Origin of the sequence: Jilunia laotingensis, assembly GCF_014385165.1 — a bacterium.
Lineage (GTDB): Bacteria > Bacteroidota > Bacteroidia > Bacteroidales > Bacteroidaceae > Bacteroides > Bacteroides laotingensis.
Genome location: NZ_JACRTF010000001.1, coordinates 3,848,902 through 3,861,807, shown reverse-complemented (window position 1 = coordinate 3,861,807; position 12,906 = coordinate 3,848,902). Strand labels below are relative to the sequence as shown.

Sequence of the window (12,906 nt, the reverse complement as noted above, 5' to 3'; positions counted from 1 at the left end):
TGAATGAGTTTGTTTTATGCTTTCACTTTAATTATCACTTTCTTTACACCCTCCGAACTAATGCCTGGTGCATGTCCATCTTCCGGAAAGAAGATGGTAAACATTCCCGGTTTGACAGGGATATAAGCTTCGGCTGCACCTTCGAAGAAGGTTATGTCATCGTCTTCATTATAAGGAACATCGGCCGGAATACAATATTTAGCAGGAGTATAGCCCATGATTTCTGTTGCAGACAGTGGTATCTGAATATCGATAAATTTATTATGAGTTTCAAGTTTGGCCTGTTCTTTCGTTTTAGGAGTAGTCAGCGCGATGTTAACCACCAAGTTCTTACCTTGCAATTCGGTTTTACCCATCTCCATGGTGTGTAGATCGTGAGAACGGATAAAATCGATAGCCTGTACAAATAATGGGTTTAATGATGTGTATTTTTCAAGGTTTTCTAATGTATCTACTACCATAAATGTAAAGTTATTAAGTTATTATTAATGACTGATATTATTCAAAATCATCTATTGTGAAATTGATAAAGTCTGAAAAACGTTTGAATTGCCGGAAGACATCCTCCACTTTTTCCATCAGGTCAGGAGCGAAAAAGAACGTATCAGGTACAAGATGGGCACACGTAAATTCTTTAGGCTTTAGATAATCAATGTATTTGAAATCTTTTGGGAATCCTTTGGGAGCGGTCTTCAGAAAATCTTCGCCAACTACTGGGAAATATTTTTTGAAGGAAGGATCTTCTACTATCGCTCTGTATTCATCTATGTTGTCATAGATGGATTGTCGCACTGCTTTCAGAATGTCAGAAGGCAGACAAAGGCTTCCTCCTGCCAACATGCATGAGTCGTTTTGGAGGTGGACATAATATCCACAATGATTGGACTTCTTGCCTTTTGCATTGATATATCCGCCAAAATGAATTTTGTAAGGAGTTTTATCCAATGAGAAACGGGTATCACGGTAAATACGATAAGTACAGTCTTTGGCTTGGACTCCCCTGATACTTTCATCGAACAAGGAGATACGCGAAATAATGGCGCTCAATAGATTGTCAAACTCTGCACGGGCTATTTCATACTCTTCCCGGTGTTCATTAAACCACTCCCGGTTATTGTTTGCAGCGAGGTCTTTTAAAAATTGAAAGATAACAGGTATGTTCATTGTCATTCTTTTCTATTTTATAATTTTACAAACGTACGAATTTTATTTGTAACTAACCAAAGATATGGAATAAAAACATAGTAAAAAAGCACCAGCTAATCAAAGCCGGTGCTTTTAACACATTTATCAAAAAAACAGACGCCTCTGTTTTTGACGTACTTACTTATCACAAGCCGGTACAATCTCTTTAATTAATCTTATATCTAATACTATGAAAAACACAATAATTAAACACGTGGGAGAGAGCTTTTGTTCGCACGGACATTAATAAAACTGTGTTAAATATAGTTGTTCATCGGAGCTATGTACATATGTTATCGCATATGTAGTTGATCGACAGATAATTCTATTGTCCTGAAATCGATCAATGCATTGAATAAAGTTATTTTTGAATAGGTATCGAGGTTGCCAATAAGGATATTCTGTTCCCGAATAATGCCTTGATCAATAAGGAAAGCTCTTTTTGTTCCTTTCAAAAGGGGAGAGACAGGCGTATACCATTCGGTACCATTATATAAGGCGATATTCGCGATGGAAGTATCTGTCAACAAGCCTTTTTTTACGATAAGGATGTCGTCCGCGTCTCCTCGTTGGGAATAAAGTTGGTTGAGTGCTTCACGATCACTACTTTTATAAGTATAGCTAATGCAATCTGAATATACTAACCGTATGCAATGCACCGGTCGGATGACATAAGGCGTGAAAGTAACTTCATTGATTTTTTCATCATATAGAATCCTGCATTTCAAGATTCCGGGAACTTGTTGTTCCTGATAGATGTAATCGGCCAGATCTATTACAGAACAATTTGGCCAAAAGTTTTTCCGGGTTCTGTTTAATCGTTCGTTGTGATAGGCTATGTTTTGGATCACTCCATCTTTTATTTGCAGAGTTTCAATAAATGGGTACATATACTTTCTGTTTCATTTCATTGTATTCACTTTCAACTTCACTTTTGCACGTGATCCCACCGCCACTTTTAAAATAAAATTTTCCATCAGCATGTTGTTCGATGAAACGTATCATCACTGCACTGTCCAGGCTTTCTCCGTCAAAGAATCCGGTAATGCCGGTATAAAAACCCCGTTGATAGTTTTCAGCATGAGCAATGATATTCATCGTTTTGCATTTGGGGGCTCCTGTGATAGAGCCTGCCGGAAGTAAGCTGAAGAGGATATTGCCAAGTCTGGAAAGGTAATTGTCAGGTAGCGTTCCCCGGATTTCGGAACTTGTCTGAAATATGGGGCCGGAATTAGTTTGCAAAGTATCGATATATCGGTAACGGGAAACGTGTATGTTTTCGGCTACCATACTTAAATCGTTGCGTATCAGATCGACAATGGTTGCATGTTCGGCAGCTTCTTTTACGTCATTCATCAATTTCTGTCCGGCATTTGGTAACTTGGCATCAATGGTTCCTTTCATCGGAAAGGAGCATATCTGTTTATCTTTAATACGGATAAAAATTTCGGGTGAAAACACTACAAATGAATCTTTAATCCAAAGTTTATACAATGCTTTGGAATGAAGAAATATTTCTTTCAATGACAAATTAGTGTCAATTGGTGTGATACATGTCAGATTTGTCAAGAAACTATTACCGCTCATTATATTCTTTTGCACATGATCAAAAGAATGTTTGTATTGATCAAAACTCTGTGGATAGGTTTTCCATTCGATCTCTTTTTTCAAGGGAGATAAAGGGGAGTTGCAATTTGTAAAACCATTTAAGTTATACAAGATAAACCTTGAATCAAGGTTATCCGCTTCCTCTATATATGAACAATCTTTTAGGTAATTGATGATGAATATGAAAGCTTTCCTTTCTTGAGTCAGTCGATTGATCTTTTGGATAGCTTGCTCCCGGTTATATGGTTGTAACATAAGTCTTAAAATATATAGGTATTTAACCGTGCTTAAAATACTATTTAAGATACTGTTAAATACCTATTCCTATAGATATAAAATACGTATTTTTGTATGTTTCGTTTTACAACGTTAATTTCAATATTTTTCCATTATATCCCTGTAACGGCAATTCAGTTGGCTTGTAAGGTAACAGGGAGATGTTTTCTGTTTTTCCGCTCAGAAGATCAGTAGCTTTATAAGTATCGATCTGTGGGATTTGCAAGAAATCGAAAGCGTGTGACGGAATGTTGATGGCAATCTCAACCGGCTGAGCATCGAAATTTACGGCTATCAGCAATACTTCATTTTTATATTTACGCATAAAGGCATATTGTTTATGCTCATTGAAACGCCATCCATCTACATTAGCATACATCAGGTCAAAAAATACCCCTTGAGCTATTGCTTTTTCTTCATTGCAAAGATTAAGAAGTTTTTGATAAATGCCGTATAGATGCTTCTGTTCCTCGGTGAGCATTTTACCGTCAAATTTTCCTCCATTTCTCCAACGACGTATTGTATCCACGCTCCAGTAATCGAAAATGGTAGTACGTCCGTCTCGTCCACTGAAACCTTCACTATCCATGCCTAACTCTCCAAATTCCTGTCCAAAGTAAATCATCATTGGATTGGTGTTCATACAGGTAGAAACGATGAGGGCAGGAATTGCCTTCCGAGGATCACCGGCAAAGAAATCGGAAGCAATTCGTTGCTCATCATGGTTTTCGAGAAAATTGAGCATTCTTTTTTCTATTCCGCCCAAACTTTGCCAGCTACGGGTAATAGCTGTGGCAGATTCGTACCCGCAGGTTACATTGCGTAACGTATCATACAAACCTACTTTATCATACAGATAGTCGAATTTGCCGCGAAATAAGTAGTTTTTATATTCATTCGGATTGTAAACTTCTGCAATAAAAATAAGATCAGGATATTTTTCTTTAACCTGTGGCACAGCCCATTCCCAAAATTCAACTGGAACCATTTCTGCCATATCACAACGGAATCCATCGATACCTTTGGAAGCCCAAAATAATAGAATATCGAACATCTTGATCCAAGTGTCAGGAGTGGGGGAGAAGTGGCAAGTTCCTCCATTCAGATAATCTACCCCATAGTTCAACTTCACCGTTTCATACCAGTCATTAATGTTGGGATATGCATCGAAACGATTGTTACCGGTAGCTTTGGCAGGACGTTCATGATAGGACTCCGCGGCACTACCTTTCATATCAAACTGACCATGAAGTTCCGATTGTGGAATATAGTAGAAATTGTTGTATGGGCTGAAAGCATATTTCGGATCATCATTTGCTCCTAATTCTACCGTCCCATCGGGTTGTACATCCGAATGATATTGGCGGGCTACATGATTAGGGACGAAATCGATAATAACTTTCAAGCCTGCACGGTGTGTACGGTTTACCAAATTTTCAAATTCTTTCATACGGCCCGGTACGTCACTTGCCAGATCGGGGTCTACATCATAATAATCTTTAATGGCGTAAGGCGATCCAGCCTTACCCTTGACAATGGCGGGATGGTCGGGACGGATGTTATATCGCCGGTAATCGGTCTGTGTAGCATGTTCGATAATTCCGGTATACCAAATATGAGTTGTTCCCAGCTTCTTGATTTCAGCTAATGCCTTGGCGGTAAAATCAGTCATTTTACCACAACCATTTACAGTAATATCCCCATTATTTATACAATGATTATTATTGTTTCCAAACAAACGGGTAAAGACCTGATAGATGATTAGTTTCTTCTCGTTATTCATAATATGTATAAGGTTTTATTTTAATTCGATAATTTTCCCTTCGCGCTGACTCTGATAAGCAGCCTCAATGATGCGAATTACATCCAGAATATTCTTTGCTCCGGTTAATAAAGGTTTACCTTCACGTAGATACTCGTAAATGTTTTGATAGAAGCCACCATAATTACCTGCAATACTGGGATATTTTCGATGAATTTCAGTTCCATTAATTTCGGTATGAATGAGTCCCCATTCCTGCTCTGATTCTTCTCCCCATCGAGGTTGGTTGGGCATTTCGCCACGTAGTAAAGCAGCTTCCTGCTTATCGACTCCGTACTTTACATAAGACCCTAATGTGCCATGAAGCGTAAAACGGGGTTCAGCCTCGCGCATCAAATAGCTGGCCTTTAGTGTTACTTTTACTTCCGGTGCAAATTTCGGCCGGAGGAAGTGGATCATGAAATAATCATCAACGACTCCATTGGTTCGTAATGTGGCGATATCGGCAAAAATAGCTTCCGGCATTCCAAATAGTTGGACGGTCTGGTCAATGAGATGGGAACCTAAATTATAAGTGAGACCACCACCAGACTTGCCGGTTTCTTTCCAAGTGTTAGGCTTGATAAAATTGCGGTAACGGGCAAAGGTAGATTCATACTCCACTAACCGGCCTAATAATCCTTCGGATATAATTTCCCGTACAGTTTGATAGTCGGCATCCCAACGACGATTTTGATAGACACTAAGCATTAGCCCTTTTTCAGCGGCTAGAGAAATCAATTCTTCCCCTTGTTCGGTTGTCGAAGTAAAAGGCTTCTCTACAATAACATTTTTATCTGCTTCGAGTGCCATCCGGGCATAATCATAATGCGTACTATCCGGTGTGTTGATTACTATTACTTCAATATCCGGATCTTCGACCAACTCTTCAAAATTTCTTACTATAGTAGCTTCCGGATAACGCTCTTTAGAAAGCTCTTTACTACGTTCTACTATTTTATAAAGTTCGAAATGGGGGTTGATACTGATGAATGGAGCATGGAACACTTGTCCCGACATTCCATAAGCAGCTAATCCTATTTTTATTTTTTCCATACGCTTCCTTTTTCTTGTAAAAGTACGTCCAGTACTTCATTGCCAACTCTATATCCTTGTTCAAATATCTCATCAGCTTTTTCAAGCTCACGATTGCTGTAGCCATTCAAATTATAAGGTTCTATAAGAAGATCGCAGTTCTCACGAGCCGGGAAAGTATTTGCACGAAACATGAAATGATAGGAACGCAGGGCTATACTGAGAATATTCATTTTGTATTTCTCCGCTTCCAGCGGGCTGACGTTGATGGCTACCACCTTTTCACAAGCTCTTCGGATAGTAGTGACTGGCAGGTTCATCAGCAAGCCTCCGTCCACATAGTGTGTTCCGTTTATTTTGACCGGAGTGAACATTACCGGCATACAGCATGAAGCTGCGACACGCTCAGCGATACTTCCTTTATGGAAGTGTACACTCTTTCCATGATCAAGATCGGTAGCAGTAATAATAAGAGGAGTCTGTAAATCTTCCAATTTCTGGGCTTTCAGATTACTTTTAAGGAAATCTATGAATTCGCTCAATTCGAATAATCCGACTTTCGGAATTACCATTTTAGTTAAATCCTGGAATTTATGTCCTGAAAAGTACTCCACGACTTTGTGAGGTTCATTGCCATCGGCATAAAACGCGCCTGCTAAAGCTCCCGCGCTGACACCGGAAATAATATCCGGCTTGATATCATGTTCTAGAAGAGCTTGCATCACTCCCAGATGGGCAAATCCTTTTATGAATCCGCCACTGAGTGCAAAACCTATCTGGTATTTTTTGCTATCCCACTCATTTGTTACTACATCCATTTGCTTCAAATTTCATTGTTCGCCACGAAATTAGTAAAATTATGCAAAGATGGACTTGATATAAGTAAAAAACTCGTCACAAATTACACAGATTAGCACAGATTACCTTTCTTAAAAGAAATAATCTGTGCTAACTCCCCAAAAGTATAGTGGATTTTTAGAAGCCGAAATCGTCTATATCTACCTTTTCCTGTTCTGTCTCTTTAAACGGTTTTGCTTCTTTTTGTACCGGATTTCCCTCAATATATACCGCACGGAAAGGACGGGCAGGACAAACATATTCACATCCGCCACATCCCACGCAGATATCCGTGTTTATTTCAGGAATGGTCAGTCCCCCTTTATATGGCACCATTGCAATGGCTTGTGTCGGACAATGCTCCGAACAGGCACCACAACTTGTACCATCGGTAAGGACAATGCAGTTTTCCTTTATAAAAACAACATGTCCCATCTGGGTCAGATGCTTCTGTTCGATTGTCAACGGTTTGATGGCACCATTGGGACACACATCACCGCATACGGTACAATCAAAGTTACAGAACCCTTTTTCAAAGTAAACCGTAGGTTGCATTATTCCTGCCAGACCGTATTCCGTAAATGCTGGTTTTAAGACATGTGATGGACATTTACTGACGCATAGATGGCAAGATGTACAGTGCTGTACAAAATGATCACGGCTTATCGATCCCGGAGGCGTTATGGGATTTTCTCTTTTATGTGATTTTTTCCCTTCCAGACTGGCGGATGCCTCTTTCACTTGTGCCAGGGCTTTAGGTAGTGTTGTGGCAGCCATTGCTCCTGCCACTAGAAAACGACGTTTTGATGCATCCGATTTTTCCTGTCTCCTTAATGAAGAGAGAGAAGGGGCGAATACTAATGCATGTTTATTGCAAGCCTCTAGGCAATCGAAACAATCGACACACCGGCTATAGTCAATCGCATGTTCTTTGCTGTTAATACAGACAGCCTTACATTTGGTGGCGCATTGTCCGCAACCATTGCATCTTTCAAAATCTATGCGAACCTTGAAAATGGAGAAACGGCCGACGAATCCTAACAGAGTTCCTACAGGGCATATCGTATTGCACCAGGTCCGTCCATGTTTCCAAGCCAGATAGAAGATGATGCAAAATGTGACCAGTGCAATTACAAATGATGCGACACTTAATATGGCAACATCTACCTGATAAAAAGTATAATTCTCAAAACGTGAAAAAACAGATTCGAGAAGATTATTACCTGACATGTATACCGGCTTGAACACATTCGTTACGATACGTCCGTAAGCACTATAAGGGTCGAGCAAAGCCAATATGAATGTGAATCCCATAAGGGTTGCTAATGTCGCTATACCTACAATGCTCCATCGCAGTATGTTTTTTGCAGGACTGTAACTGTATCTCTTTTTCTTTTTGGATGTTACTTTGGAAATCCAGGCAACCATATCCTGAAAAATACCCATTGGACAGATGGAGGAACAATAAATACGTCCGAAAATCAACGTTAAAACAATCAAGAATACCAGTATTCCCAAACTGAGGGATAAAAATGCCGGAACAAACTGGATATGTGCCAAACGATGGAAACTGTTTGGCAGGATATCCGCAAAATCCAGAAAGTAGAACGTTATGAGTGCAAAAAGCACCACAGATATAATAACACGTATTTTTCTCAACATTGTTTTATAACTTAATTCGCTTTATGTTCAGTTTATCAAGATTCATCGTACCGATATTCAGTGCTTCCCCTTTTGCCAGATGTCCGACTGTATCTAAAGGCATATCACGTATTTGATTGAAGAACTTGGCAGCGGCTGTGTCCACAGCGACAATATCTGGTGAAACGAAGAGTCCTTTTGAAAGTACCACATCCGATGCAGAACGTCCTCGCGGGCCATTCGTCTTCATGATACGGTATGCATCTACTACATTCAATACGGCCTTTTTCTGCATGGTGCAGATATCGGCAATACATTGCTGTAAGTCGTTCTGATGGAAATAGCCCCGATCCCATACAATGCCCATATGATTTTTCATTGAGATGGTGAGATTGGCTCCTCCATGGTTTTTAAGGATGGGAACATTGATCCAGGCATCACAATTCAGAATGGCTTCATGTATTTTAGCATGCTTCATGCTCTTGCCTTTTGGAAGATCTATCCGTCGATAGTATGATTCGAGATGAGCAGGCATTACTTTTGCCCCGACAGCTTTTGCCGCAGCCTCGATGCCACTGTTCTTGTAACATTTCTGCCAATCATCACAGGTGTGGTCGAATACGGTCACTTCTTTAGCACCGGCATCAAAACATTGTTTCACGATCTCTTGAACCAGTTTGGGATTCGTATTCCCGGCCAATTCCGGTACTTTGTCCCATCCGATATTGGGCTTTACAACGACCCTTTGACCTGGTTTTACGAACTGTTTCATACCGCCCAGTTCGGTGATCGCTCGACGGAACATTATTTCCGGCTCACCTCCCATTACAGCTACAAGATCCGGTTTACCGGTATTATTCACGGCTTGAGTCAAAACGTCCATCGCTTCCGAACGTTGTATGGTCATTGCTGCACTTGCAATCGCTACTGTTTTGAGAAAATCCCTTCTATCCATATTGAATTATATTTTAAAATTCTTCATTATCAGATGATCCAGGGAAATTTGAAGCATGCTTCATCATAGAGAGCATAATCCGCATTTCCGTTAACTGCAAAAGTCTTGATCGTGGCGGCTTCGTCCATCAGTTCCTTCGCCAATTTTATGGTCGATCCGGTTTTTATCCGGTCGTCGACCAATAAGATACGTTTATTCTTGTAGTCAAAATCTATTGGCGACAACAGTTTAGGCCGCTCATACTTCGGATGTTGATATTCATCTCTCAGATTGATCTTCAACAGGTAGATTTCTTTTTGTAAGCGTTGATTGAGAATGGCTGCCGGAACAATACCGCCATTGGCGATAGCAACTATGATATCAAACTCGTCACGGAAAGTGATAGAGCGAAAACGTTCCATCACTTCATCAAAAGTCTTCGCCATAATCGTTATAGTTTAGCGATTGCTTTTAACAATGCATATCCACCAAACCACTGAATGAGCATTCCCGGAATTCCCATTCGAAAGTCTTGTGCGGCTGCAAAGAAATCTCCTACAAGTGCCCATTCGAATGCGCTGCCTACTATTTGATAAGATAGTATTACGGCAAGGATTGCCAATAAAGAGATCTTTTTGACATACCGTGCTGCAAGGGCGGCAGTTCCTGCCAGCAAAGAAGATTTGATCAATATTGCCGGTAATACGGAAGCTGCGGGCATGGTAAAGAGTAAATGATTGATTATCGGTGACAAGATAGCTGTCAGTAACCCCACACGGAAACCATATTTATAAGAGGCAATTAGCGTGAAAAAGTAAATAGGTAATAGAGTCGGGCCTCCTGCAGGGATCAGATGGCAAAGCTGGGGAAATGCAATATTTCCTGCAACAAATAGCAGGGCGAACAAGTACGTCTTAATGTTGCTGTAATTCAGTGAATAAAGTTTTGCTGTTGTTTCCATATTGTTTATTGATGACATTATTAATTATAAGATAATATTTTAAAAGAATGGTTTAATCTTAAATACGGATTAATTCGTAATTCATTGTTCCTAGACCAATTTTTTCTGCATGTTTCAACCCTGCAAGCCAATCGGTATCGGGGTGCATCAGGTGAAATTTATCCCTTCCGCAAAGATCTTCATGATCATGTTTATCGGATAAACGGTTTTCACTGTGTAAAATCGGTGACTGAATAACAAGGTCGGCACATGCTTTATCCAGAGCCACCGGATCGAAGGATGCCAGTATTCCCAAATCGGGTACAATTGCGGCATCATTATGATTCCAGCAGTCACATTCGGGCGACACATTCATTATAAAACTAACATGGAAATGTGGTTTCCCTTTGACTACGGCAAGCGAATATTCGGCTATTTTGTAGTTCATGCGTTCCGAAGTATCCCCGGCACCCATCACGGCAGCATCGTATTGGCAAAGAGCTACACATTGTCCGCATCCGATACATTTGTCATAATCTATTTCAGCTTTGCGGTCAGCATTCAGATGTACGGCATCATGGGCACAATGCTTTACACAGATGTTGCAACTCCTGCAATTTCCGATATCTATCCGGGGTTGTGAGGCGCTATGCAATTCCAGTTTACCACCGACGCTGGCACATCCCATGCCTAGATTTTTCAATGCTCCACCAAATCCGGCTTGTTCATGACCTTTGAAATGATTCATACTGATTATGATGTCTGCATCGGCAATAGCAGTTCCTATTTTAGGGGCTTTGCAATATTCACCGTCTAAAGGGATTTCTCTGCAATCCGTACCTTTCAATCCGTCGGCAATGATCACTTGGCATTGGGCAGAGATCGGATTGAATCCGTTCTCCATCGCACTTTGTAAATGATCCACGGCATTTGCACGGTGACCGGAATAGAGCGTATTACAATCGGTGAGGAAGGGTTTTGCACCCAAGTTACGTAGTACGTTAGCCATTCTTGCGGCATAATTTGGTCGTATATAAGCCAGATTCCCGGGTTCACCGAAATGGATCTTAATAGCTACGAAATTGTCCTTAAAAGGAATCTTTTCGATACCTGCTCTCTTTACCAGTCGTTCCATTTTGTCGAGCAGATTGGAAGTAGGAGTCGTACGTAGGTTTGTAAAATAAACTTTTGATGTTTCCATATTTATATTATTGTAGCATACAACGATTTCTTTGTATTATGGTGGTGATACTTAAATGTGTTTATATTGTCACTGCACAGCAGTCATTATAGATCATCGGATTGGAGCGTATTCAATATGAGATTCTTCGTCTGTTGATTCAAGTTTGAAGATCACCGGTCGTAATCCATCATTACAGCTACAAATGGCAATTCCCGGTTTTCTAATCCAGTCAGCATAATAAAACACTTCTTTGCCCGATCCGTGTGCCAAAGCAAAAACATATTGGTAGATTGCTTTCCAAGCTTCGTCACAGAAACCTTCCGGTTTGGCATAATCAGCCAAAAAGACTTGTCCCTCCTGCAACATAGGACATGCCGTTAAGCCTTTCACCCCATATTCCTCGGCTAACTCTTTATCCAAAGTTGTCTTTAATACTGTAATTTTTACTTTTTTCATAATAATGGATAATGTAATTCACATGCAAATTTTGTTTGTAAATATATACAATAAATATGAAGGTACCATGCTTTCCTAGAAAAAGTATCGTGCCTTCATGATATATTTTCCCAATTAATCTGATAGAATAGAGAGCATGTATCTTTTAAATATCAAATTTAACATTGCCCAACCATTCCACTGTTTCCGGATCATAATGGGAAAGAAATGAAGTTTCTTTAGTATCCAATGAAGCTATTAGTTTCATGTCTTCGTCGGATAAAGTGAAGTCGAATACATTGAAATTCTCTATTATACGCTCTTTGTGAACAGATTTAGGGATACAAACCACACCACGTTGGATCAACCAACGCAATACCACTTGTGCTATCGTCCTACCATATTGGTGCCCTATGTTCTTTAGAAATTCGTTTTGGAATAAATTGTTCTTTCCTTCGGCAAAAGGCCCCCATGATTCAATCTGGACTCCACGGCTTTCCATCAATGCCTGCTCCTTTATACGCTGAAAAAAGGGATGAGTTTCTATCTGGTTGACCGCAGGAACAATTTCATTGTGTGAAATCAGGTCGACCAGCCGGTCCGGATAAAAGTTGCAAACACCTATAGCCCGTATTTTACCTTCTTTATACAACTCTTCCATTGCACGCCAAGAGCCGTAATAATCTCCAAAAGGTTGATGTATGAGATACAAGTCAAGATAGTCGAGTCCAAGACGATCCATCGACTTCTTAAACGCCTTCTTAGCATTCTCGTATCCGGCATCCTGAGTCCAAAGTTTAGTTGTGATAAAAAGATTTTCTCGGGGAATACCACTTCTTCTGACAGCGCGTCCAACAGCTTCTTCATTCATATAAGCAGCCGCTGTATCGATTAAACGATATCCTGTCATGATGGCATCATAGACGCACTGTTCACATTCATTTGCATCTGTTACTTGATAAACACCGAATCCTAAAATCGGCATTTCCACACCATTATTCAATCTTACTGTTTCCATATCTTTTAAATTA

The 12,906-nt window shown here is 40.2% G+C and carries 14 protein-coding genes; all 14 read right to left on the bottom strand.

All coding sequences use genetic code 11. The annotated features are described in order from the left end of the window. Positions 1-14: 14 nt before the first annotated feature. Positions 15-461 carry a NanQ anomerase/TabA/YiaL family protein gene (locus H8744_RS15070; RefSeq protein ID WP_262435621.1) on the bottom strand — a complete coding sequence of 149 codons (447 nt, stop codon included), beginning with the start codon at positions 459-461 and terminating at the stop codon, positions 15-17. 37 nt (positions 462-498) lie between these two features. After that, positions 499-1,164, bottom strand: coding sequence for a DUF2461 domain-containing protein (locus tag H8744_RS15065; RefSeq protein WP_305067514.1), 666 nt, complete (start codon positions 1,162-1,164; stop codon positions 499-501). 314 nt (positions 1,165-1,478) lie between these two features. Further along, positions 1,479-2,075: an aminotransferase class IV family protein gene (locus H8744_RS15060; protein WP_262435619.1), complete on the bottom strand. Its 597-nt coding sequence runs from the start codon at positions 2,073-2,075 to the stop codon at positions 1,479-1,481. Next, complete coding sequence (locus H8744_RS15055) at positions 2,059-3,048, bottom strand: aminodeoxychorismate synthase component I (protein WP_262435618.1); 990 nt, start codon at positions 3,046-3,048, stop codon at positions 2,059-2,061. The genes H8744_RS15060 and H8744_RS15055 overlap by 17 nt, the downstream gene beginning before the upstream one ends. 106 nt (positions 3,049-3,154) lie before the next feature. Further along, positions 3,155-4,852 carry an alpha-amylase family glycosyl hydrolase gene (locus H8744_RS15050; RefSeq protein ID WP_262435617.1) on the bottom strand — a complete coding sequence of 566 codons (1,698 nt, stop codon included), beginning with the start codon at positions 4,850-4,852 and terminating at the stop codon, positions 3,155-3,157. A 15-nt stretch (positions 4,853-4,867) separates the two neighbouring features. Then, entirely contained in the window at positions 4,868-5,926 is a 1,059-nt protein-coding gene (locus H8744_RS15045; protein WP_262435616.1) for a Gfo/Idh/MocA family oxidoreductase, read from the bottom strand. Continuing rightward, entirely contained in the window at positions 5,914-6,723 is an 810-nt protein-coding gene (locus H8744_RS15040) for a patatin-like phospholipase family protein (protein WP_262435615.1), read from the bottom strand. Before H8744_RS15040 ends, H8744_RS15045 begins: the two co-directional genes overlap by 13 nt. Before the next feature lie 157 nt (positions 6,724-6,880). Beyond that, a complete protein-coding gene (locus H8744_RS15035; protein WP_262435614.1) occupies positions 6,881-8,404 on the bottom strand; it encodes a 4Fe-4S binding protein in 1,524 nt (507 codons plus the stop codon). 4 nt (positions 8,405-8,408) lie between these two features. Beyond that, positions 8,409-9,338: a DUF362 domain-containing protein gene (locus H8744_RS15030; RefSeq protein ID WP_262435613.1), complete on the bottom strand. Its 930-nt coding sequence runs from the start codon at positions 9,336-9,338 to the stop codon at positions 8,409-8,411. A 29-nt stretch (positions 9,339-9,367) separates the two neighbouring features. Then, the gene (locus tag H8744_RS15025) at positions 9,368-9,763 is read right to left on the bottom strand and encodes a phosphoribosyltransferase (protein WP_262435612.1); all 396 of its coding nucleotides are present in this window, start codon (positions 9,761-9,763) and stop codon (positions 9,368-9,370) included. A gap of 5 nt (positions 9,764-9,768) precedes the next feature. After that, positions 9,769-10,278 (bottom strand): hypothetical protein, encoded by a 510-nt coding sequence (locus H8744_RS15020; protein WP_262435611.1) that lies wholly within the window; start codon positions 10,276-10,278, stop codon positions 9,769-9,771. A 58-nt stretch (positions 10,279-10,336) separates the two neighbouring features. Further along, a complete protein-coding gene (locus H8744_RS15015) occupies positions 10,337-11,458 on the bottom strand; it encodes a DUF362 domain-containing protein (RefSeq protein WP_262435610.1) in 1,122 nt (373 codons plus the stop codon). Between the two features lie 93 nt (positions 11,459-11,551). Then, positions 11,552-11,896 carry a TIGR04076 family protein gene (locus H8744_RS15010; RefSeq protein WP_262435609.1) on the bottom strand — a complete coding sequence of 115 codons (345 nt, stop codon included), beginning with the start codon at positions 11,894-11,896 and terminating at the stop codon, positions 11,552-11,554. Positions 11,897-12,041: 145 nt separating this feature from the next. Further along, positions 12,042-12,893: an aldo/keto reductase gene (locus H8744_RS15005; RefSeq protein ID WP_262435608.1), complete on the bottom strand. Its 852-nt coding sequence runs from the start codon at positions 12,891-12,893 to the stop codon at positions 12,042-12,044. Between the last annotated feature and the right edge of the window lie 13 nt (positions 12,894-12,906).